The sequence below is a fragment of the Psychrobacter arcticus 273-4 genome (genome assembly GCF_000012305.1).
Lineage (GTDB): Bacteria > Pseudomonadota > Gammaproteobacteria > Pseudomonadales > Moraxellaceae > Psychrobacter > Psychrobacter arcticus.
This window is the reverse complement of the sequence record NC_007204.1, coordinates 2,474,885-2,497,180: the sequence shown is the minus strand read 5'-3', so window position 1 is coordinate 2,497,180 and position 22,296 is coordinate 2,474,885. Positions and strand designations below refer to the sequence as shown.

Sequence of the window (22,296 nt, the reverse complement as noted above, 5' to 3'; positions counted from 1 at the left end):
GGATATAATGGCTGACTTATCAACCTTAGCACGACCGTACGCTAAAGCCGCGTTTGACTATGCCAATGAAAACGGGGCAGTAAATGAGTGGGAAGACTTCTTGTTTGTTGCCGCCACCGTTGTCAATGACAAGTCGTTTAGTACTTGGCTAGACAATCCAGCTGTTTCTGCTGAGCATAAGTCAGCTGCTTTGGTCGATCTTTATGATACGCAAGTAGCTAGCGCTAATGATTCTGCTTTTAAGCAGTTATTAGATGCAACTAAAGGGGTTCGCCCTGACAGCAACGCCAGCTATCCAAAAGTATCAGTAGCATTTAGTAACTTCGTTAAACAGTTATCAGAACAAGAGCGTCTGGCGCTGCTTCCTGAAGTTTATGAGCATTATCGCCGTCACAAGGCAGTAAGCTTAAAGCAGCTTGACGCTTATGTGACCTCTGCTTATCCATTAACCGATGATCAGCGTGATATGCTGCAAGCACGTCTTGCTGCTTCGCTAAATGCTAGCGTAGTGATTCATGAGTCGGTGGATGCCAGTCTTTTGGCAGGCGTTACGATCAAAGTCGGTGACAAAGTCATCGATGATTCGATGCGCGGCAAGTTACAACAGTTAAAAACACAGCTAACGGCCTAATGCCAATCATTAACGTAGCTTAATTAAGCATGCGTGATATAAGAGCATTTACGTCAGTGGGCGGGTTATCATAAATTAAAGGAAACAAGGCAATGCAACAATTGAATCCAGCGGAAATCAGTAACCTGATTAAGCAGCGTATTCAAGACCTTGATGCGGGTGCAACTGCAAAGAATGAAGGCACGATTGTCAAAGTATCTGACGGTATCGTGCAGATTCATGGTCTTGAAGATGCCATGTATGGCGAAATGATTGAGTTTGAAGGTGAAGTCTACGGAATGGCGCTTAACTTAGAGCGTGATTCGGTTGGCGCAGTAGTACTGGGTGACTTCCTAAAACTACAAGAAGGTCAAAAAGCCTATTGTACTGGTCGTATCCTTGAAGTACCCGTAGGTCCTGAGTTGCTAGGCCGTGTTGTTGATGCTTTAGGTAACCCTATTGATGGCAAAGGTCCTATTAATGCCAAAATGACCGACAAAGTCGAAAAAATCGCTCCAGGCGTTATCGATCGTCAATCGGTTGATCAGCCAGTAATGACAGGTTATAAATCTGTTGATACCATGATTCCAATCGGTCGTGGTCAACGTGAGCTTATCATTGGTGACCGTCAGACGGGTAAAACCGCGATGGCTATCGATGCGATCATTGCACAGAAAGCATCTGGCATTAAGTGTGTATACGTCGCAATCGGTCAGAAACGCTCTACCATTGCCAACGTTGTACGTAAGCTTGAGCAAACTGGTGCCCTTGAATATACTACGGTTGTAGTTGCTTCAGCATCAGAGCCAGCAGCACTACAATATATCGCACCGTACTCAGGTTGTACGATGGGCGAATACTTCCGTGACCGCGGCGAAGATGCACTAATTGTATTTGATGACTTATCAAAGCAAGCAGTCGCTTATCGTCAAATCTCACTACTATTACGTCGTCCGCCAGGTCGTGAAGCGTATCCTGGTGATGTATTCTATCTACATTCACGTTTACTTGAGCGTGCATCACGCGTAAACGCGGCGTACGTAGAAAAATTCACCAATGGTGAAGTAGTTGGTAAAACGGGTTCTTTAACCGCGCTACCGATTATCGAAACTCAAGCTGGTGACGTATCTGCATTCGTACCAACCAACGTGATTTCAATCACTGACGGTCAGATTTTCTTAGAATCAAGCCTATTTAACTCAGGTATCCGTCCGGCTGTGAACGCTGGTATTTCGGTATCGCGTGTTGGTGGTGCAGCTCAGACTAAGATTATCAAAAAGCTATCTGGTGGTATCCGTACTGCTCTAGCTCAGTATCGTGAACTTGCAGCATTTGCTCAGTTTGCCTCAGATCTTGATGATGCGACTCGTGAACAGCTTGATCATGGTGAGCGTGTGACTGAACTGATGAAGCAAAAACAATATCAGCCAATGTCTATCTCTGAGCAAGCCGCTGTTATCTATGCTTCAAACGAAGGTTTCTTAGCAGACGTACCAGTTGAAAAAATCGGTTCTTTTGAAGAAGCTTACTTACGCTATATGCATGATGAGCAAGCCGACTTAATGAAAGAGATTGATGATACTGCGAATTATAATGATGATATCGCAGGTCGTTTAAAGTTATCTTTAGAGACTTTTAAACAAAATCACAGTTATTAATTTAACGGGTTAAGCCGGTTTGATTGGTTGTAGCCATAGTATTATCGTTAGATAGTATTATGATTAGTCTAGAGATTATACAGTGGCGCGTTGTCTGATAAGCTTTTTATTAAGGCAGCAGCGCCATTGTGCTAACCATCAACGGTCTAAGATCGCGTCATGCCACAACATTTAAAGACATTATTCTTATAGTTCAGTGTTTTATAGCAAACGATTGTTGCATACGCCCATGCTTTTTAACCCTCTTATATTGGAATCATTATGGCAAGCTTAAAAGAGATACGTGCCAAAGTCACCAGTATTAAAAGTACCCAAAAAATTACTCGCGCTATGCAAATGGTAGCAGCAAGTAAAATGCGCCGTGCCCAAGAGCGCATGGAAGTGGGTCGCCCGTATGCTGATAGTATGCGCCGGGTTATTTCGCATTTGGTGCATGCCTCATCAGATTACAAACATCCGTATATGGTAAACCGTCCAGTGAATAAGGTTGGCTATATTGTCATCACATCTGACCGTGGTCTAGCGGGTGGTTTGAATATCAACTTATTCAAAGCATTAACAAAAAGTATCCAGCAATATCAAGATCAGTCTGTACAGGCTGAGTTTGCTGTTATCGGTGCCAAGGGCGTCAGCTTCTTTAAAAACTTTGGTGGTAAAGTCACCTCAGCCGTAACTGATTATGGTGACAAACCAACGTTTGAGCAATTGAACTCTCCAGTTCAAGCCATGCTTGAGGACTACAGTAACGGTAAAATAGACCGTATCTATGTGGTTTATAATAAGTTTGTGAATGCGATGACCCAAAAGCCGACTATCAATCAGTTGGTGCCTTTGCCAGATAGTGCGTTTGCTGAAGAAGAAAGTGGCATTCAAACAGAACTGAGCTGGGATTATATCTACGAGCCTGATATCAAAACATTGATTGACGAATTGCTCGGCCGTTATATTGAGTCGATTGTGTATCAAGCGGTAATGGAAAACATTGCCTCTGAGCAGTCCTCACGTATGGTTGCGATGAAAGCGGCGACAGATAATGCTGGTGACCTAATTAACGATTTACAGTTGGTTTATAACAAGCTGCGTCAAGCGGCGATTACCCGAGAAATCTCGGAAATCGTTGGCGGTGCTGCTGCTGTTTCATAATTGAAACCCTTTATGAAACCCACTATATATAGAATTTCAAGGAGAACGCAATGAGTAGCGGTCGTATTGTACAGATTATTGGCGCGGTTCTTGACGTTGAGTTCAACCGTAACGAAGTTCCTCGGATTTATGATGCCTTACAAGTAGACGGTACTGAAACCACCCTAGAAGTACAGCAACAGCTAGGTGATGGCATCGTACGTACTATTGCTATGGGTTCTACTGAAGGACTAAAGCGTAACCTTTCAGTTACCAATACTGGTGGCCCAATTTCTGTGCCAGTAGGCGTTGGTACACTAGGTCGCATCATGGATGTTCTTGGACGTCCTATCGATGAAGAAGGTCCAGTAGAAGCAGATGAGCGTTGGTCAATTCACCGTGAAGCGCCAAGCTATGCAGAACAATCAAACAGCACTGAACTTTTAGAAACTGGTATTAAAGTAATCGATTTACTTTGCCCGTTTGCTAAAGGTGGTAAAGTTGGTCTGTTTGGTGGTGCTGGTGTTGGTAAAACTGTCAACATGATGGAATTGATCAACAACATCGCGCTTAAACATGAAGGTTTATCAGTATTTGCTGGTGTTGGTGAGCGTACGCGTGAAGGGAATGACTTCTATCACGAAATGCAAGAAGCTGGCGTTGTAAATACTGAAGACTTTAGTAAATCTAAAGTTGCGATGGTATACGGTCAGATGAATGAGCCACCGGGTAACCGTTTACGTGTTGCGCTGTCTGGTTTGACCATGGCTGAATACTTCCGTGATACCAAAGATCCTGCTACTGGCAAAGGTCGTGACGTATTGCTATTCGTTGATAACATCTACCGTTATACACTAGCCGGTACTGAAGTATCAGCACTGCTTGGTCGTATGCCATCAGCCGTTGGTTATCAGCCAACACTTGCTGAAGAGATGGGTATGCTCCAAGAGCGTATTACTTCTACGCAATCAGGCTCTATTACTTCTGTGCAAGCGGTATATGTACCTGCGGATGACTTGACGGATCCATCACCAGCAACGACGTTTGCTCACTTGGATGCGACAGTTGTACTAAGCCGTGATATCGCTTCACAAGGTATCTATCCTGCGGTTGATCCACTGGATTCAACGTCACGTCAGCTAGATCCATTAGTTATCGGTGAAGAGCATTACAACGTTGCTCGTGGTGTTCAGGAAGTTCTACAGCGCTATAAAGAACTGAAAGACATCATCGCGATTTTGGGTATGGATGAGTTATCAGAAGAAGATAAACTAGTCGTTTATCGTGCTCGTAAAATCCAGCGCTTCTTATCACAGCCATTCCACGTTGCTGAAGTCTTTACCGGTGCACCTGGTAAATATGTTCCACTACGCGATACCATTGCAAGCTTTAAAGCAATCATCGCTGGTGAATATGACAGCTTACCAGAGCAAGCCTTCTATATGGCTGGCGGCATTGACGAAGTCGTTGCTAAAGCTGAAAAAATGAAGTCTTCTGCAGCGTAAGTTGTATTCGTATTGGCTAACGAGTAGGTATAATATAAACCTTATATCTACTCCTCAGTAATGCATCGCAGTTTTGATTGTGTTTTGATCGTAAGGAATTAAGTATGGCAACGTTACAATGTCGCATCGTAAGTGCTCGTGAAGAGTTGTATTCAGGCGAAATTAGCATGTTAATAGCCAGTGGTACCGAAGGCGAAATTGGTATATTGCCAGGTCACACCCCGCTTATTACTTTGCTAAAACCAGGTGCAATGCGCGTACAAACGTCAAATGGTGAAGAAGAAGTAATTTATGTGTCAGGTGGCGTACTAGAAGTACAGCCAAAAATGGTGACAGTACTAGCAGATACTGCCATGCGTGCGCACAATCTTGACGAAAGCAAAATCGTTGAAGCGCGTAAAAAAGCGGAGCAAATGCTGGTCAACCAATCAGATACGGTACAAATCAATGCTGCTTTAGCATCATTGGCAGAGTCTGTCGCCCAGCTACAGACCATCCGTAAGTATAAAAATCGCGCTTAATTTTTTTGTCTGCAAGGGTAATTATTTACTCTTGTAAGCAATAATAAAAAACAGTCCTTTATGGGCTGTTTTTTTATGGCTGATGGTTTTATTGACTAATGATGGTTTTGGCTTTTAGTCGAAAAGCCACTAGCAACAATGGTAATATATGGTTATATTAAGGGTTGGAAAATAGTTTGCTAAGTTCTATAGAGTTGAGCTGTTTTACGTGCTTTATTAATGATCTGGCTTATGGTTTAAGGGTTTAGACATAACAAAACGGTCGTGAGTGAATAAAAGTTATGTGATACTTTTTAAGTACGATAAAAGGTATGATTTTTGGATGTAAACTAAAATTTTAATGGTCGTAGTTTATAGGTTTTGTTACCGACTATAAGCTATAGTATAGGAAGCTGCAGGATTAATAGTATACTGTGCTGCCAAGTTTATAACAGCTATATAAACAGCAGTCGCACTATTTTGTGGTGCTATGCATTTTACTGCTCTTATTTTGACTACTTTTAAATGAGATGTATTAGAGGATATAACAATGATAACGAATGATGATGACAATACCCCCCGAATTTTGATTGTTGAAGATGATGAGCGTCTGGCCATGTTGACCCAAGATTACTTGGTCAAGAATGGTCTAGAAGTGGCGATTGAAACGGATGGTAATCGTGCCATTCGTCGTATTATCAATGAGCAGCCAGATTTGGTCGTACTTGATGTCATGCTTCCAGGTAGCGATGGCTTGACAGTCTGCCGTGAGGTACGTCCACATTACCAAAATCCTATCTTGATGCTGACTGCGCGCACAGAAGACATGGATCAGGTATTGGGTCTTGAGATGGGTGCCGACGATTATGTTGCCAAGCCTGCTCAACCACGGGTTCTATTAGCACGTATTCGTGCGTTACTACGTCGCTCAGAGAATGTACCATCAGAAGACGTGCCGCAGCGTTTAGAGTTTGGTGAATTGGTCATCGATAATGGTGGTCGTTCAGTGAACCTAGGCGATGAGTTGGTAGACTTCACCAGTGCTGAATATGACTTATTATGGCTACTTGCTTCTAATGCTGGACGTATCTTATCGCGTGAAGATATCTTTGAGCGCCTACGTGGTATTGAGTATGACGGTCAAGATCGCTCTATTGACGTACGTATCTCACGCATTCGTCCAAAGATCGGTGATGATCCAGAAAATCCAAAACGTATCAAAACCGTACGTAGTAAAGGCTATCTATTTGTGAAAGAAGGCAACTAATCGTCTATCTTCGCTATAAGCTTTAACTGTTTGTTGTTATGTAATAAGAAACCAGCGTGAAGCTGGTTTTTTAGGGTTTAAATATTAAGTTTTTAAGCTTAATTGCTGCGTTATGTGGTTTAATTAAGCGATAATTTTATATACCAGTTTAATCATCATTTAATACCTATCACAGCAAATATTATCCTATATTGGTTATGATAGGTATTCTTCTATTGATAACTCTTATTCATCAGGTTGGTCACGGCACGTATGTCATTAGTCTCTTCTCTCAAACACAGTATTTTTGTTCGTATTTATGCAGGACTATTGATAGTCTGCTTGTGTGTGGCATTGTTTGCCCAGCTGTTGATGGATACCATCAATAAAGAGCGGGTGCAATCTTATCGTGAGAACATGGCGACAGGGGCGTTTCATATCGTGAGTGAGGGTTTGGCTCACCAAGACAACGAGGTGCAGCGTGATTATTGGTTGTCTGATGCCAGCAGCTTGTTTGGTTCAGAATTTAAGATTGTGTCCATTGATGAGGTGGACTTTAATGCCAGTGAGCTGCGCCGTTTTGAGAAAGAAAACACGGTCGTGCGCTATGTGAGTCAACAGACCTTTGCCGACGTCTATTATCGCCTACCAGACAATCAAGGTGTTTTGACTGCGCGTATATCGCAAGTGACCGAACAGCAAGTCAGAGCTATTGCCGTATTTTTGCTAGATGATTTGTCCTATTATATTACCTTGTCTGATAAGCGCGCACGTTTGGCGCAGTTAGAAGAAAAGTTTTCATTCCCTTTAGCGTTTAAAGCGGTAACTGCGCTCGATTTAGATCCTGATCAGATGGCGCGCTTGCGCCGTGATGAAGTGGTCATCTTATTACAAGATACCAATACCAGTAAAAGCAACTCATCTATCAAAGTTATTGTGCCGTCTGAAATTAGTGATATGGCGATTTTAATTGGTCCAGTGCCTTTGTTTAATTGGTTTCCACTAAACTTGATTGTCAGTATGATTTTGATCAGTATGTTTTTAATCAGTTTGGGTGTGTATGCACTGATTTTCCCGCTTGAGCGCAAGTTACAACTGATTCAAGTCGGTGTTAATGAAGTCAGTAAAGGCAATCTTGAAAGTCAGGTACAGGTTATCGGGCAAGATGAAATCGCCCGTTTAGCTGCGACCTTTAATGCCATGACGGCGCATATTAAGCGTTTGATCGAGTCGCAGCGAGAGTTGACTCGTGCAGTGTCGCATGAATTGCGTACGCCAGTTGCACGTATTCGCTTTGCTGTCGAGATGCTGGCAGATACTGAGGATGAGGACTCGCGTTTTATGCAGCGTGACTTTATTGATGAAGATATCGAAGCGCTCAATGGTTTGATTGATGAGATTTTAACCTATGCGAAACTCGAAGAAGGCTCGCCCAAACTAGATTTAGAGCCAGTCAATCTTCGAGAGCTGCTTGAGCAAATTGAGCGTGAAACCAATGCCTTGGGCAAACCGATTAAAATTGTCACCAAGCTGCCAAATACCAAAGTAGAGGCGATCGCAGATAGACGTTACTTACACCGAGTGATTCAGAATTTGGCTGGTAATGCCTTACGCTATGCAGAGACCACAATTATCATCAGTGCTTGGGTAAAAAAGGGCAATGCCTTTGTCAGTGTTGAAGATGATGGTCACGGCATTCCAGAAGCCGATCGTGAAAAGGTCTTTATCCCATTCTCGCGCTTGGACGACAGCCGCACACGTGCCTCAGGTGGCTACGGATTGGGCTTGTCTATCGTATCACGCATTGCTTTTTGGTTTAATGGTCGTATGAAGGTTGATGAGAGCCGTGACCTTGGTGGCGCGCGCTTCGTAATGACATGGCCTATCAAGCCACTGACACAAATCCTAGCGGCTGATGAATTGACGCAAGAAAAGAGCGAGCGTGATTTTGATGCGTAAGCATCGTTAATACATTTTAAAAAATAGCACGGTAGCTTTGTTAAATTAAATCGACTATCGTCATGTTGTTTCTAACTGATTATAGATGGCGCTAATAAGTTAGAAACAACAAAGAAAAACAACGATAGCCAGTCGTTATTTTTTTAGCATTATTGATTTGCGCTATTATCAATAACGGGCTTTGTATCCGGTTTGACATCCAAAAGCTGTTCTCCGGCAACTTCCGAGATGAGAGGGATGCGAATACAGACTTGTAGACCACCATTTGGATGATTAATAGCCTCAACTGTTCCATGATGCAAGCGTGCAATACGGTTAACAATCGCTAAGCCTAAACCGCTCCCTTGGGTGGTACGCGCTGACTCGCCACGTTCGAAAGGCTGCATGACACGCTCGAGTTGATCTTCTGCCACTCCGCCACCGCAGTCTCGCACACATATAACCAATTGCTCTTTTGCTTCTTTATTGACCGTATTCTCAGTCACGACGTCGCTGTACTCTATCACCTCTTTTTCTATAAAAGTTGGCATTACAACCGCGGATAAATAAATAGGTGGCTCACCATAATGCTTTGCATTATTGACCAGATTGATAATCAGGCGCTTAATTGACATAGGGCGTACGGGTACAAGCTTGCTGCATTCTGATTGATAAATAAACTCTAGCGGCGCAAACTGCACCATAATCTCACTAAATATGGTATCTAAATTGGTGAGGCGTACAGGCTCATCCGAGCCATCCTTCATAAACGAGATAAACTGCTCCAGAATAGCATCCATATCTTCGATGTCGTAAATCAAACCTTCACGAAAAAAATCATCGGGCAGCATCTCAGCGGTTAAGCGCATACGAGTCAGCGGGGTACGCAGATCGTGTGAGATACCTGCTAACATGATCGTGCGCTCTTTTTGCGCTTGATTAAGGGTGGTAAACAGACGATTAAAGGCCATATTTACTTGGCGAATTTCGGTAGGACCATGATGTGTGGGTAGCGTTGTTGCATGACCCAACTGAATATAGTTGGTGGCAGCACGTTGAAGATAACGTAAGGGACGATTTAGCTGACGGGCTAATAAAATAATCGTCAATAGTGTCAAAATTGGTAGCCCAAACAAAAACAAGATCAATAAAGTTGGGCTGTACTGCGAATAATAGACCACCGGTTCGCGTATCCAAAAACTGCTATCGCGACTGTCTTGCACCCAAAGCTGTGGGGTCGGTTTAAACTTAAAATACACCTCAACTGGTCGCCCTAATTGCGCGCCGATTTCTCGCTGTAATACATCCGTAAAAACGTTAACAAAGGCTTTATCAGCAACCTCTGGAAAATCGCTCGGATTAACCACCACCACCACATGCGAGTGCTGATAAATCCACTGACGCACTTCAGGATTGTCCCTCCAGTCTCGATTGGTGCTGTTCATCAGCCGAAGCTCGCTGGTCAAATAGCGAGCATGGCTTTTGAGTTCTGGTAAATACAGACTACGCCAAAAAAATAAAATCGATACCCCAACGCTTATGATGACAATAAAAGCCACCATCAAGGTAGTTAACCAACTATTAGAATACGAGCGGGGTAACCAGCTTTTATGAGGCAATGGTGGGTTTGGCGTGGTCATAGGAATCCAAATTATTATGAGGCAATAGAAGCGGAAGCGGCAGTGGGTTATGCTATTGCTAGAATAGCATAACCCACTAATAACGCTGCTAGCTTTCATAACTCACTATCATGAGATAGCGTATTCAAGATAGAAAACGACGGCAGGAGATACGAGCATCTCTTATAGCTATGAGTACGATTTATGAATCTTATTTACAGCCATAACGATTTAAGCTATTGTTAATAAATAATTAAATAAGCGCAGTTTATGTTTTCAATAAAATAAGACTGTGGTATAATTATGCCCTTTTTGGTATACCTGCGAAAGAGAGAATTCACATGGTTGTTATTCGTTTAGCACGGGGCGGTGCCAAGAAACGCCCATTTTATCAAGTAGTTGTTGCTGATCAACGCCGCGCGCGTGACGGTCGCTATATTGAAAACATCGGCTTTTTTAACCCACTCGCTAAAGATTCTGAAGAAGCAGTGCGCTTGAACATGGAAGCGTATAATGCGTGGGTCGCAAAAGGTGCACAACCTTCTGATCGCGTTGCTTCATTAGCAAAAGCTTATAATAAGTCTGCTGCTCAAACTGAAGCTACTGCTTAAGTTTTGGCTGCAACATACTGATAGCGCATTTGCTGCGTCAATCAGTTGGCTTAAGAATACCTAGCGTAACTGGTCTAACCAGGGTACGCCATTAACTGTTTATCGCTTTTGACTACGTTTATCGTTTTTTACGTTTATCGTTTTTAATGGCTTTTTTATTTATCATCGCTGTTTTCATCATTGTTAGGTTAGCCGTTATGTCTTCTGCTCCAAACGCTAGTGCCCTTATGAAAATTGGTCAGCTCAAAAAGCCTTATGGCATCAAAGGTTGGCTTTGGGTATTTAGTGAAACAGACGATCGTACGGCGATATTTGACATCAAGCCTTGGTGGATGAAAACCGCTACCGGTATGAAACCTTTGACGGTAAAGGCTTGGCGTCAACAAGGCACAGGAGTTGTCGCTCAATTTGAGCAGATTCCTGATCGCAATGTTGCTGAGACCATGAACGGGGTAACTCTTTGGGTCGAGCAAGACATCTTGCCAGAACCTGCTGAAGATGAATATTACTGGTCGGATTTGGTCACTCTGCGCGTTATTAATGAGCAGGATGAGTATCTAGGCGATATTACTGAGATGTTTGAGACTGGCGCCCACGCTATCATGCGGGTTGCGGCAACTTCAGACAGCTTGGATAAAGAAGAGCGTCTGATTCCATGGCACAAGCAAACTGTAGTGAAGGTCGATCTGACTGAAAAAACAGTGCTGGTGGCATGGCCAAGTGACTATTAAAACAAGCTTTAGTGATATAAGTTTTAACTTTATCGCTTAAGGTTGTTGATAGTAATACCGATTTGTTTAGCCAATATTAGCCACTGCGCAAGTAGACATCCGATGTATTTTGCCGTTATTAGTATTTTTCCTGAGATGTTTGCCACGATTCGTGAGTTTGGAATCACAGGTCGAGCAGTCGCTCAGAAGCAAGTAACGATTGAATGCATTAACCCGCGTGATTATACCAGTGATAATTATCGCCGTATTGATGAACGCCCGTATGGTGGCGGTCCTGGCATGGTGATGATGGCTGAGCCATTATCACAAGCTATCGAGGATGCGCGCCTGAGAGCGAGTCAGTATGGCTGCCGTGTCGACAAAGCGCACTGTCCGGTGATTTATATGTCACCACAAGGACAGACGCTTAGTGAGAGTAGTGTGGTCGATATGACTGAGTATGACGGCATGATTATATTATGTGGTCGTTACGAAGGCATTGATGAGCGCTTACTGTCGCAGTATGTCGACATGGAAATATCACTTGGTGATTACGTGCTTACCGGTGGTGAGCTACCTGCAATGGTGCTGATGGATAGTGTGATACGTCGTTTGCCGAACATTATGGGCGATGACAAGTCAGCTGAGCAAGACTCGTTTGTCGATGGCTTGCTCGATTGTCCACACTATACTAAGCCGCATGAGTTTGCTGGTATGGCAGTCCCTGAAGTATTACTTTCAGGTCATCATGCCAATATCGCTCAGTGGCGCTTTCGTCAGCAAGTCGAACGTACGCAAACGCGGCGTCCTGACTTATGGCAAGCGTTTATGCCGACGGTAGAGCAAGCAAAATGGCTAAAAGCATTGGCAAAAGCAGATAAGAAATAGCGTTGATAGCGGCTAAAGAGATAAACAGTTAAGTAATAAAATTTTGCGCAACAATAAAACGAGTCATAGCATAATGGCCGTTTGTCATAACCCACTTACGTTGTGTCTCATTAAAAAGATACGATCCATTATTACAAACAGGTGATATGCGTCAAGCCTCTATTATCTAATGTGAGGAGATAACTCTCATGAGCAATAAGCATCCATTGGTTCAGGTCATCGAAAATGCTCAATTGATTGAGCGCCCAAGCTTTGCACCCGGCGATACCGTTGTGGTTCAAGTAAAAGTACGTGAAGGTGAGCGTGAGCGTTTACAGGCTTTTGAAGGCGTTGTAATTGCTAAGCGTAACCGCGGTTTAAACTCAGCGTTTACCGTACGTAAAATTTCAAGCGGTGTTGGCGTTGAGCGTGCATTCCAATTGCATTCACCAATCATCGACAGCATCGAAGTGAAACGCCGTGGTGCAGTTCGCCGTGCGAAACTATACTACTTACGTGAGCGCTCTGGTAAATCAGCACGTATCCGCGAGAAGCTTGCTCCGCGTGCACCTAAAGTTGTTAAGCCAAAAGCTGACGCTTAGATTATATCCAGTATCTGGTTTTAAGTATTGTGCTTAAGATTAATTTATTGCCGAACCGCTATTATGCGATTCTGTAATAAAGAAAAGCTAGATACAAGCCCTTATTCATAGGTTTATCATATAAATAAGCGGGTCATACCAAAAAAGACAAAACCCCAATCTGTGCGAATGCCAGATTGGGGTTTTTGTTTCTGTCGCTTTAATTCATATTCTTTAAATAAAACACGTTTTAAATCACAAATTTAAATGACAGCTTTAAACGTTGCCTTTAATCCTCAAAATTTTCAATACGGCTGTTTTGGTCTTTAGATTTGCTGTACTTACGCAAGCGTATATATAGCGTTTTTGTGACGATAGCGATGGTCTTTTGCTGATCGTCGACGATATCTACTTGGTATTCACGAAATACGGGTTCACCCTCTTTTGCTAATTTTTGAATGATCTTGACTTCATTGCTAGGTATTTTCATTCGGGCAGTGACTTTGCTATTGCCCGGCGCGATAAATTCAATATGTGAGCTTTTATCCCAAACGACATAACTGCTACCCAGCTGGTGCATGAGCATGAGCATATAAAATGGATCAACCATTGAATATAAGCTGCCGCCAAATTGTGTCCCTACAATATTCTTATTCAGGCTATTTAGCCCCATGCTCACTACGCATAGGCCTTGGTCAAGATTGATGTGCTCAATTTTGATACCGGCACCGATATAGGGTGCATAAGTGTTGATACGCAGCTTAAGCAGATAAGGCGTGAGCAATGGCATAATATTTTTTTTAGCGTTACGTTTTAGCGTCTCAAGATTTTTGGGTAGTAAACTCATAAACTCATCCTAGGGTACTTCTTGATTTTTAGACTGCTATTATTCAATTGTTATGGGTAAAAAGGTATTTATCATAGTGAAAAACTCATGAAGGCGCCAGAGCTAAAGCGTAACTTCATTCAAATATTAGCGCTTCGTTTTTATCCATGCGTGATTATCGATCGCTTATGTGATGATAACGCATTATCACTGATTAGAAGAGGGATGATAACGCATTATCACTGATTAGAAGAGCGATGATAATGATTACAATCTGCTATCTTGTTGGCAACTGAGCACTTAATAAGTTTGTATTTATTTTAAAAGAAAACTTTACGTTATTAATGATTGCTATAGTTATAGTATATTCGAATTGTTATAAATTCGCGTTCCAAAGTCTTATGATATACAATGACCGCATTTTTTCTTCAGTGGCTTAACGTTTATCGCAAGATTCGTAAATGAATAAGCAGTCACTAAAACGTCGGTCGACCCAAGGACATGTGATGAGTAACACGCAGCTTCCCCCTTTAGATGCCAATCCGCAGCAGCCAATCCCCTCTGATAATGATGTTCAAGGTAGTTATATAGAATTACATAAGCCTTATTCAAGTTTTAAAAACCGTGATGCATACCTCAATCGTGAACTACAAATCATGCAGCCCAAGCGCTGGCGTCCTAATTTGCCGTTCCGTGATTATCGTTTTGAATATGAAGATACTATTCCAGCGATGGCAGCAACCATTGGTAAAGTGGTGATGGTCGGCGCTATTGCCGCGACTTTTGCAGGGCCGCTTGGTTTGGGTGATGCGTTTGTTTTAGAAAACGTGCGTTATGAGCTGTTGATTGTTTCGTTCTTCATTATCTTGTTTTCAGGATTCTTGCTACCAACAGCCAATCTTGCTGGTACTCACGGGCCACTTATTCCACTGATTCCCATTGTGGTTGCTGCAGGTGGGCATCCAATGGCTTTTGGCCTACTTATTGGTGCTTTTGGTCTATTGCTTGCTATTAGTAAAGGGGGTAGCTTGCTTGCCAATTTAACCAGTAAAGGTGTGTGCGGTGGTCTTTTGATTTACTTGGGCTTTATCGGTACCACTTCACAGGTCAAGAACCTCTTTGCTTGGGCAGAAGGGATTGGCATGTCGCACATTGCTTTCTTTATTATTCTGGCGACTATCCTGCTATATGCATTACTTGAACACTGGCAAAAACGCTGGCTTGCGGTTCCGCTTAGCTGTTTTTTAGGTGGCGGTCTCGCATTTGCATTAGGCGCACCTTTTGCGTTTAAAACTGCACCAGGTCTACCGCATATGAACCCGATGTATTGGTGGGGTGAGAACACCGGTTGGATGCTAGGGTTACCAACGGTTGAAAGCTTTATCGTAGTACTGCCGTTTGCTATTTTGGCGGTTGCTATGTGGTCACCAGACTTTTTGGGTCATCAGGTCTTCCAGAAAATCAGCTACCCTAAACGTACTGAACGTGTGCTGATGGATATTGATGATACGATGACCAGTGCCTCGTTTCGTCAGGTTGTAGGTTCTGTGCTTGGCGGGGCAAACTTTGCTTCATCATGGGGTACTTATATTGTACCAGCAGCGATTGCTAAGCGTCCGATTCCTGCAGGTGCTTTATTGACGGCTCTATTCTGTATCATCGCAGGTGTTTGGGGCTATCCGATGGATTTGGCCATTTGGCAACCAGTGATGTGCGTGGCATTGATTGTGGGTGTGTTTATCCCACTATTAGAGGCTGGCATGGAGATGACCCGCGAAGGTAAAACTACGCAGTCTGCTGCTATTGTGGTGTTTGCTTCTGCATTGGTTAACCCAGCTTTTGGTTGGTCGCTCACGTTATTGCTTGATAACTTGGGCTTGATTGGCTCTAAAGAACGTAGTGCCAATTTGACTAAAATGAGCCGTTGGATTATTCCGGTGATTACTTTTGTAATATTAACCGGTGTGATGGCAATTGTCGGTATGTTGCCTGGTATTCCAGCGTTACTGCCAAATTTCCGTCACTAGTAGCGTTATTATTTCTATAAAAAAGTCGTTTCTACAAAAAAGTCAGCCTCGGAGCTGGCTTTTTTTATGGTTATTGCTAAGCTGATAACGATTCTTGTAAAACGCGTACTATCGCCCCATAAATATCTGTATATCAGTATCTTGAGAGCACTAAATTCTATGGTCAATGTCTCCGTATTGAGTCCTGTCGACGATAAAAAAGCCCGTCTAAAGCATCTCATCCAGCGCCTGCCAAACTTGCCAGGGGTCTATAAAATGCTGGGTAAAAATGGCGATATTCTGTATGTCGGCAAAGCAAAATCGCTAAAAAGTCGCGTCAATAGCTACTTTGCTAAGACGATTGACCATCCGAAGACGCGTGCACTGGTCGCACGGATCCATAATATTGAAACCATTATTACCCGTAGTGAAACCGAAGCGCTGCTGCTTGAGCAAAATCTGATTAAAGAATATCGACCGCCTTATAACGTACTATTGCGCGATGATAAGTCCTATCTTTATGTGTTTATTTCAGCGGATCAGCCTTATCCAAGATTGGCTTATGGTCGCGGTAAAGTCAATCATCAAAAGGGGTGCTTTTTCGGTCCTTTTCCCTCTGCTCATGCAGCAAAAGAGACGCTGGTGCTGATGCAAAAGATGTTTCAAATGCGCCAATGTACCAATACGTTTTTTAAGCAACGTAAGCGCCCTTGTCTTGAATATCAGATTAAACGCTGCCGTGCGCCTTGTGTAGGCTTAGTGTCAGCCGAGGAGTATAGCGAGGACGTCAATAATACCATTCGCTTCCTGAAGGGGGACTCTAGCGATATTCATAGCGCGCTGATTGAAAAAATGGAAGCTTCTGCTGAAGAGTTAGACTTTGAAAAAGCCGTGTTTTATCGTGATCAGTTGTCTATGCTGCGCGAAGTACAAGCCAAGCAAGCCGTCTATACGGTGCAGGGCGAGGCGGATGTGATCGCCATTGCCAGTCAAGTAGGGATGACTTGCGTCAATGTGTTGACCGTACGTGGCGGCCGTGTGCTAGGTGGTAAAAACTATTTTCCTGATGTCGATAGTAGCCAGCCGCTGGCTGATAATTTATCCGCTTTTATTACCTCGTTTTACTTTCAGGTGACGGATGACTTGCCAGCGGAAATCATGTTGAGTCATGAATTACCGGATCAGGTTGCGGTTAGTGAGGCACTGGCGAGTCATTTTGGCAGTAAAGTCGTCATCAAAACCAACGTACGTGAGCACCGTGCCGAATGGTTGGATTTGGCTAAGCTCAATACCAATAATGCCCTAAAAACCAAGCTTGGCGATTATTTAGAGCTGCATGCACGATTTGGGGCACTCAAGGATGTCTTAGCTGATATCACTGATCGTACCATTGATCGTATTGAGTGTTTTGATATCTCGCATACCATGGGCGAGGCAACGATTGGTGGTTGTGTGGTCTTTGACCAAAGTGGCTCTCGCCGCCGTGATTATCGTCAATATGCGATTCATGACATTGTCGGTGGCGATGACTATGCCGCGATGAAACAAGTGCTGACACGCCGTTATAAAAAGCAACCACTGCCTGATTTGCTGCTTATCGATGGCGGTAAAGGTCAGCTTGGAATCGCCAAAGAAGTATTGACCGAGTTGGGTATGCTTGGTGATACTTTGCTTATTGGTGTGGCAAAAGGTGAAGGGCGTAAGGCTGGGCTTGAAGTACTGCATTTTATTGATCACGAGCCGCTTGATTTGCCTATGGATAGCAAGGCGCTGCATTTATTGATGCACATTCGCGATGAAGCCCATCGTTTTGCCATCACAGCGCACCGTAAGAAACGCGATAAGCGTCGTTCATCGTCAGTGCTAGAGGTCATACCAGGATTGGGTGAAAAGCGCCGCCGTGATTTGCTCAATCACTTTGGTGGACTACAGCAATTGCTCGGAGCATCGCAGCAAGAGCTAGCAGGCGTGCAGGGGATTGGTCCAATTTTAGCTAAAACTGTTTACAAAGTATTGCACGAGTAGCTTGATTTTTAACATAAAAAAAGACAACAACCATTAGGCTGTTGTCTTTTTAGTATTAGAAAATTTTAATTATTAAAAATCAAAACTCAACTGTTGATTTGGATAACTGCGGCAATGCTCGCAAACGTGTTCCCAACGATTAAATCTATATCTCCAGTACCAACGGACGTGCACAGCTTTAGGGTAACCGCATTGAATAGTCATAATGACCTCCATAGTTATGATGAAAATATCGCAACAATGGAGACGTAGACGTTTATTAGCATTTGCTATAAAATATATGAACCCTCCCAAGGTAAATAAACTTTATGCTTCAGCTAACAATGGAGTCTAGCTCCATAGTTGTCTTATCTAAAAGTTTTTTGAGCTCAGCAATTAATCTTGCTGAGCTTTTTTAATTTTCCATATTTGGCTTCTCCTCTTAAGTTATATCTTATTAAAGTTGAATAGAAGACTAAACGACGTTAGGCTTCTACTTTATAAGTTACAAATCTAAAATCTAATGCACTTTTGTCATCATGCATCTGCTCAGATTCTTCAGCGATTTCAAATTCGCTTGGTAGCTCAGGATAAAACGCATCGCCATCAGTAATTTCAGTGTCTACATGGGTCAGTTCAATGCGGTCGGTATACATTAAAGCGTCGCTAAAGACGCGCTCACCGCCAATCACCCAAATCGTATCAAGATGTGCACCATGCGCAAGGCTTGCTGCTTGAGTCAGGGCGTCGTCTAAATTATGCATGACATAGGCTTTTTCACTACCTACTAAGCCTTTTTGCTCAGCATAATCTACCTGAGTACTAATGATAAAGCTCACACGTTTTGGCAGCGGCTTGCTACCCATCGATTCAAAAGTCTTGCGACCCATAATGACGATGCCTTGAATCGCGCCATCATTTGGTTTGGTTGTCATGCTTTTGAAATGCTGCAAGTCTGCTGAGATATGCCACGGTAGCTCATTATCTTTACCGATACAGCGGTTGCTACTGATAGCCACGATTTGGGCAACTTCGGTGTTGGCATAGCTCATAAATTATCCTTTGCTAATTTTTAAATAAGGTTTGAAACAGACGCTATACTGCAACTTGTGCTTTAATCGCTGGATGTGACTCATAGCCATTGACGCTGATATCGTCGTAGTTAAAAGCAAAAATATCTTGCACATCAGGGTTAAGAGTCAAGGTTGGCAGCGTATAAAGCTCACGCGTTAGCTGTAATTCAACTTGCTCGCGATGGTTTTGATAAATATGGCAATCGCCACCGGTCCAAATAAATTCACCGACTTCTAAGTCGCAAACTTGCGCTACCATATGGGTCAAGAGCGCGTAGCTCGCGATATTAAACGGCACACCTAGGAATAAATCCGCTGAGCGCTGATAAAGTTGGCACGACAGTTTGTTGTCCGCGACAAAAAACTGAAACATCGTATGACAAGGTGGCAAAGCAACTTGCTCTGCTTCACCGGGATTCCAACCAGACACAATTAAACGTCGTGAATTGGGATTGGTCTTTATTTGCTCGATAACTTGACTGATTTGATCGAAGCCATCGTTATCATAGCTGCCGTCCTCAACTTTAGTGGCACCATAATTACGCCATTGGTGACCATAAATAGGACCTAAGTCGCCAGCAAGACGCTTAAAGCGTGCGGTCTGCTCTGCGGTTGCCCATTCGTTCCAGATGCGCACACCGTTTTGTTGTAGATAATCAACGTGGGTACTACCACTTAAAAACCATAATAGTTCATAGATGATGGATTTAAAGTGGACTTTTTTGGTGGTTAATAAAGGAAAACCATCGGCTAGGTCAAAACGTAGCTGCGCGCCAAAATGACTGACCGTACCGGTTCCAGTGCGGTCACCTTTTTCAGTGCCTTCACTTAGGACAAGACGTAACAGGTCTAAATAGGCTTGCTCGTTTTTAATCGGCTTATTTTTACTAGGGTCATTTTTAATAATAGAATTGCTCATGGTCATAAAATTACTCTTCACGCACTTTAAAACGCATCATCAATATAATGTTTAACAGCTATTTGCTAAAAATAAGGCTTAATAAGCCGCCTGCTTACCCCAATCATAGATACCGCGTTTGTAAGCATAAATCAGCATGATTAAGCCAGCAATGATCATTGGTGCGCTCAATAGCTGCCCTTTGGTCATCCAGCCTAATAAAATGAATCCTTGGTCAACATCGGGCTGGCGGAAGAATTCGATGATGAAGCGGCTGATGCCGTAACCTAGCAAGAATACAGCAGAGGCGGCCATACGTGGACGTGGTTTTGATGAATACCACCATAAGAAGATAAATAGCAGCAGACCTTCAGCAAAAGCTTCGTATAGCTGAGATGGGTGACGAGGCAACACATATTGACCATTAACCTCAATTATCAACTCTTGCAATTGTGGATTACTCTGTAATTGCTCCATATCAAAGGCAGCAGCTTGCGGAAAGTAGGTCAGCCAGTTATAGCCACCGTCTGATACGCGCCCCCATAGCTCGCCATTAATATAGTTGCCGATGCGACCAAACAGTAAGCCTGTTGGTACACAAGGCACGATAAAATCGAATACTTGGAAGGCAGTTTTCTTATATTTACGAGCAAAGAACCACATGCCCAACATGACACCGATAAAACCGCCGTGGAAAGACATGCCGCCTTCCCAAACTTTTAATAGATAAGCAGGGTTTTGTACCAGCTCACCGAACTGATAAAACAGCACATAGCCAATACGACCGCCTAAGATCACACCAAGCGCACCATAAAATACCAAATCAGACACCATATCGGTGGTCCAATTGTCGCGTTTACTGCTACGATACCAAGCCAGACCGTAAGCGGTAGCAAATGCCAGCAAATACATCAGCCCATACCAATGGATTTCGATAGGTCCAAGTGCTAATGCTACAGGATCATACTGAGGATGAATCATCATAATAGTTACTTATTGACGCGTGCACGCGTGCAGTGTGAGGTAATCGGGATAAAAAATAATACTATTAATCACTATGAATCAGCAAGTTAATAAATAAATCGGAGCGCAAAATACACATATTTTCTCCGTGTATCATAGCAAAAATTCATATAAATAATAAGCCATGTCTGACTGATAAGTTTAACCAATCAGTATTGATTCAGTGTGGATAGAGAGCGGATAAGGCAGCATAAAGCTATGCTATAGTTAAGGCTTAAATAATGGGTAATAACTTAACTATAGTCGGTGACAAGTAATATCGATACAACACGTACTGCTGGTGCAAATTTTTCTTGCTTGCTGTGCCTACGCAGACAGAGGCTGCAAAAAATTTACACCAGCAATACGGTAGCGACTTCAAAGTATTTCAACTATAACCGTCATTGAAATAACCGTCATTGACATAATTATAATTTAGGAAATGTTATGTGTATTGTCGCCATCGCTTGGCAATTGTTTGATGAGTTGCCACTGGTACTATTGTCTAATCGCGATGAGTTTTTGCAGCGTCCAACCGAAGCATTACATCAGTGGCTTGATAAACCCATTTATGCCGGGCGCGACAGTCAAGGCGGCGGCACATGGTTGGGTATTCATCAGCAACCGATGTCTCCATCGCGACAAACGACTGACAGTCAAAATGATAACGCAAACAATAGCCAACATGAATGCTATCACCAAAATGGACGCTGGGCGGCAGTACTGAATTTTCGCGATGGTGTGCAGGCAAGTACGAATGAGCGCTCACGGGGGGTGCTAGTGACTGATTTTTTGACCAGCACCCTGAGTCCAATAGCGTTTGCACGGCAAATTAACCTACAAGATTATGCTGGCTTTAATTTGATTGTTGGTGATGCCAAGCAGGCCGTAATCGTCAATAATCGCGGTCATGCGCCCACGCCACTATATGCAGGGCTACACGTATTCTCTAATGGACAGCCGGAAGAGGCTTGGTTTAAAACAGAGCGATTACGTGCCAGATTTCGTCAAGAAGTGCTGCCACTGATTAGCGAGGACGGGATACCTGAGTATTGGCAAGACGCGGCCTTTGCTGTACTGTCTGATACTACTCCAGCGCCAACAGATGAGCTGCCCGATACCGGAGTCGATATTGACCTTGAGCATGCATTATCCGCTATTTATATTGAGCCTGTGGCTTTAACAGGGCTTAAGGTGACGATGCCAATTTACGGCACACGTACTCAAAGTATTTTAACGGTAAGTCATGATGCGCAGTCTACCAGCTCGCAAGCCAATTATACGGCTCGACTAAACAGTCGGGCATATCGACATCACATCAGTAACCAGTAAATAAAAAATTTCATTTACTTTTAGTGACACTCAATTTTAATTTAACATTAAAACAACAGGTAAGCGTAAATTCCTTAAAAAAATTGTGGATTTTTACTTTAAATTGCCATTTTTATAGCATAGACTAAATGAGTAGATTGCTAAAATTTGCTACTAATCTCTAACGTAATGATTGATAACCAGTACGG

At 43.1% G+C, this 22,296-nt stretch carries 19 protein-coding genes; 14 read left to right on the top strand and 5 right to left on the bottom strand.

Annotated elements, in window-relative coordinates:
• The first annotated feature begins 7 nt into the window (after nucleotides 1-7).
• The 7 genes from PSYC_RS10495 to PSYC_RS10465 all read left to right on the top strand — a co-directional run bounded on the left by PSYC_RS10495 (nucleotide 8) and on the right by PSYC_RS10465 (nucleotide 8,600).
• A complete protein-coding gene (locus PSYC_RS10495) occupies nucleotides 8-631 on the top strand; it encodes a F0F1 ATP synthase subunit delta (protein ID WP_011281282.1) in 624 nt (207 codons plus the stop codon).
• 92 nt (nucleotides 632-723) lie between these two features.
• Nucleotides 724-2,268 carry a F0F1 ATP synthase subunit alpha gene (atpA, locus tag PSYC_RS10490; protein ID WP_011281281.1) on the top strand — a complete coding sequence of 515 codons (1,545 nt, stop codon included), beginning with the start codon at nucleotides 724-726 and terminating at the stop codon, nucleotides 2,266-2,268.
• A 261-nt stretch (nucleotides 2,269-2,529) separates the two neighbouring features.
• On the top strand, nucleotides 2,530-3,411 hold the full coding sequence (atpG, locus tag PSYC_RS10485) for a F0F1 ATP synthase subunit gamma (RefSeq protein ID WP_011281280.1): 882 nt from the start codon (nucleotides 2,530-2,532) through the stop codon (nucleotides 3,409-3,411).
• A gap of 50 nt (nucleotides 3,412-3,461) precedes the next feature.
• Nucleotides 3,462-4,895, top strand: coding sequence for a F0F1 ATP synthase subunit beta (atpD, locus tag PSYC_RS10480; protein ID WP_011281279.1), 1,434 nt, complete (start codon nucleotides 3,462-3,464; stop codon nucleotides 4,893-4,895).
• A gap of 104 nt (nucleotides 4,896-4,999) precedes the next feature.
• Nucleotides 5,000-5,416 (top strand): F0F1 ATP synthase subunit epsilon, encoded by a 417-nt coding sequence (locus tag PSYC_RS10475; protein WP_011281278.1) that lies wholly within the window; start codon nucleotides 5,000-5,002, stop codon nucleotides 5,414-5,416.
• Between the two features lie 529 nt (nucleotides 5,417-5,945).
• Nucleotides 5,946-6,662: a response regulator gene (locus PSYC_RS10470; protein ID WP_011281277.1), complete on the top strand. Its 717-nt coding sequence runs from the start codon at nucleotides 5,946-5,948 to the stop codon at nucleotides 6,660-6,662.
• Nucleotides 6,663-6,914: 252 nt separating this feature from the next.
• Nucleotides 6,915-8,600: an ATP-binding protein gene (locus tag PSYC_RS10465; RefSeq protein WP_011281276.1), complete on the top strand. Its 1,686-nt coding sequence runs from the start codon at nucleotides 6,915-6,917 to the stop codon at nucleotides 8,598-8,600.
• A gap of 149 nt (nucleotides 8,601-8,749) precedes the next feature.
• On the opposite strand, the gene PSYC_RS10460 is transcribed toward PSYC_RS10465, so the two are convergent.
• Entirely contained in the window at nucleotides 8,750-10,219 is a 1,470-nt protein-coding gene (locus PSYC_RS10460) for an ATP-binding protein (RefSeq protein WP_049750927.1), read from the bottom strand.
• Between the two features lie 320 nt (nucleotides 10,220-10,539).
• Between PSYC_RS10460 and rpsP the strand changes: the two genes are divergently transcribed.
• The 4 genes from rpsP to rplS all read left to right on the top strand — a co-directional run bounded on the left by rpsP (nucleotide 10,540) and on the right by rplS (nucleotide 12,988).
• Nucleotides 10,540-10,809: a 30S ribosomal protein S16 gene (gene rpsP / locus PSYC_RS10455; RefSeq protein ID WP_011281274.1), complete on the top strand. Its 270-nt coding sequence runs from the start codon at nucleotides 10,540-10,542 to the stop codon at nucleotides 10,807-10,809.
• A 197-nt stretch (nucleotides 10,810-11,006) separates the two neighbouring features.
• Complete coding sequence (gene rimM, locus PSYC_RS10450; protein ID WP_011281273.1) at nucleotides 11,007-11,540, top strand: ribosome maturation factor RimM; 534 nt, start codon at nucleotides 11,007-11,009, stop codon at nucleotides 11,538-11,540.
• Nucleotides 11,541-11,642: 102 nt separating this feature from the next.
• Complete coding sequence (gene trmD, locus PSYC_RS10445) at nucleotides 11,643-12,407, top strand: tRNA (guanosine(37)-N1)-methyltransferase TrmD (RefSeq protein ID WP_011281272.1); 765 nt, start codon at nucleotides 11,643-11,645, stop codon at nucleotides 12,405-12,407.
• A gap of 188 nt (nucleotides 12,408-12,595) precedes the next feature.
• A complete protein-coding gene (rplS, locus tag PSYC_RS10440; RefSeq protein ID WP_011281271.1) occupies nucleotides 12,596-12,988 on the top strand; it encodes a 50S ribosomal protein L19 in 393 nt (130 codons plus the stop codon).
• Nucleotides 12,989-13,256: 268 nt separating this feature from the next.
• On the opposite strand, the gene PSYC_RS10435 is transcribed toward rplS, so the two are convergent.
• Nucleotides 13,257-13,814: a DUF4442 domain-containing protein gene (locus PSYC_RS10435; RefSeq protein ID WP_011281270.1), complete on the bottom strand. Its 558-nt coding sequence runs from the start codon at nucleotides 13,812-13,814 to the stop codon at nucleotides 13,257-13,259.
• Between the two features lie 485 nt (nucleotides 13,815-14,299).
• Between PSYC_RS10435 and PSYC_RS10430 the strand changes: the two genes are divergently transcribed.
• Nucleotides 14,300-15,820, top strand: coding sequence for a DUF3360 family protein (locus tag PSYC_RS10430; RefSeq protein ID WP_011281269.1), 1,521 nt, complete (start codon nucleotides 14,300-14,302; stop codon nucleotides 15,818-15,820).
• Nucleotides 15,821-15,979: 159 nt separating this feature from the next.
• Nucleotides 15,980-17,824 carry an excinuclease ABC subunit UvrC gene (uvrC, locus tag PSYC_RS10425; RefSeq protein WP_011281268.1) on the top strand — a complete coding sequence of 615 codons (1,845 nt, stop codon included), beginning with the start codon at nucleotides 15,980-15,982 and terminating at the stop codon, nucleotides 17,822-17,824.
• 464 nt (nucleotides 17,825-18,288) lie between these two features.
• Here uvrC and PSYC_RS10420 read toward each other — a convergent pair whose 3' ends face one another.
• The 3 genes from PSYC_RS10420 to lgt all read right to left on the bottom strand — a co-directional run bounded on the left by PSYC_RS10420 (nucleotide 18,289) and on the right by lgt (nucleotide 20,758).
• A complete protein-coding gene (locus tag PSYC_RS10420; protein ID WP_011281267.1) occupies nucleotides 18,289-18,855 on the bottom strand; it encodes a dihydrofolate reductase in 567 nt (188 codons plus the stop codon).
• Nucleotides 18,856-18,898: 43 nt separating this feature from the next.
• On the bottom strand, nucleotides 18,899-19,795 hold the full coding sequence (locus tag PSYC_RS10415; RefSeq protein WP_049750963.1) for a thymidylate synthase: 897 nt from the start codon (nucleotides 19,793-19,795) through the stop codon (nucleotides 18,899-18,901).
• 78 nt (nucleotides 19,796-19,873) lie between these two features.
• Nucleotides 19,874-20,758: a prolipoprotein diacylglyceryl transferase gene (lgt, locus tag PSYC_RS10410; protein ID WP_011281265.1), complete on the bottom strand. Its 885-nt coding sequence runs from the start codon at nucleotides 20,756-20,758 to the stop codon at nucleotides 19,874-19,876.
• 465 nt (nucleotides 20,759-21,223) lie between these two features.
• Here lgt and PSYC_RS10405 point away from each other — a divergent pair, with 465 nt between their 5' ends.
• Nucleotides 21,224-22,108 (top strand): NRDE family protein, encoded by an 885-nt coding sequence (locus PSYC_RS10405; RefSeq protein WP_011281264.1) that lies wholly within the window; start codon nucleotides 21,224-21,226, stop codon nucleotides 22,106-22,108.
• The last annotated feature ends 188 nt before the right edge of the window (nucleotides 22,109-22,296 follow it).

Coding starts and splice junctions, on each gene's coding strand:
- PSYC_RS10495 (WP_011281282.1), top strand. CDS start 8: ATGGCTGACTTATCAACCTTAGCACGACCGTACGCTAAAGCCGCGTTT.
- atpA (WP_011281281.1), top strand. CDS start 724: ATGCAACAATTGAATCCAGCGGAAATCAGTAACCTGATTAAGCAGCGT.
- atpG (WP_011281280.1), top strand. CDS start 2,530: ATGGCAAGCTTAAAAGAGATACGTGCCAAAGTCACCAGTATTAAAAGT.
- atpD (WP_011281279.1), top strand. CDS start 3,462: ATGAGTAGCGGTCGTATTGTACAGATTATTGGCGCGGTTCTTGACGTT.
- PSYC_RS10475 (WP_011281278.1), top strand. CDS start 5,000: ATGGCAACGTTACAATGTCGCATCGTAAGTGCTCGTGAAGAGTTGTAT.
- PSYC_RS10470 (WP_011281277.1), top strand. CDS start 5,946: ATGATAACGAATGATGATGACAATACCCCCCGAATTTTGATTGTTGAA.
- PSYC_RS10465 (WP_011281276.1), top strand. CDS start 6,915: ATGTCATTAGTCTCTTCTCTCAAACACAGTATTTTTGTTCGTATTTAT.
- PSYC_RS10460 (WP_049750927.1), bottom strand. CDS start 10,219: ATGACCACGCCAAACCCACCATTGCCTCATAAAAGCTGGTTACCCCGC.
- rpsP (WP_011281274.1), top strand. CDS start 10,540: ATGGTTGTTATTCGTTTAGCACGGGGCGGTGCCAAGAAACGCCCATTT.
- rimM (WP_011281273.1), top strand. CDS start 11,007: ATGTCTTCTGCTCCAAACGCTAGTGCCCTTATGAAAATTGGTCAGCTC.
- trmD (WP_011281272.1), top strand. CDS start 11,643: ATGTATTTTGCCGTTATTAGTATTTTTCCTGAGATGTTTGCCACGATT.
- rplS (WP_011281271.1), top strand. CDS start 12,596: ATGAGCAATAAGCATCCATTGGTTCAGGTCATCGAAAATGCTCAATTG.
- PSYC_RS10435 (WP_011281270.1), bottom strand. CDS start 13,814: ATGAGTTTACTACCCAAAAATCTTGAGACGCTAAAACGTAACGCTAAA.
- PSYC_RS10430 (WP_011281269.1), top strand. CDS start 14,300: ATGAGTAACACGCAGCTTCCCCCTTTAGATGCCAATCCGCAGCAGCCA.
- uvrC (WP_011281268.1), top strand. CDS start 15,980: ATGGTCAATGTCTCCGTATTGAGTCCTGTCGACGATAAAAAAGCCCGT.
- PSYC_RS10420 (WP_011281267.1), bottom strand. CDS start 18,855: ATGAGCTATGCCAACACCGAAGTTGCCCAAATCGTGGCTATCAGTAGC.
- PSYC_RS10415 (WP_049750963.1), bottom strand. CDS start 19,795: ATGAGCAATTCTATTATTAAAAATGACCCTAGTAAAAATAAGCCGATT.
- lgt (WP_011281265.1), bottom strand. CDS start 20,758: ATGATGATTCATCCTCAGTATGATCCTGTAGCATTAGCACTTGGACCT.
- PSYC_RS10405 (WP_011281264.1), top strand. CDS start 21,224: ATGTGTATTGTCGCCATCGCTTGGCAATTGTTTGATGAGTTGCCACTG.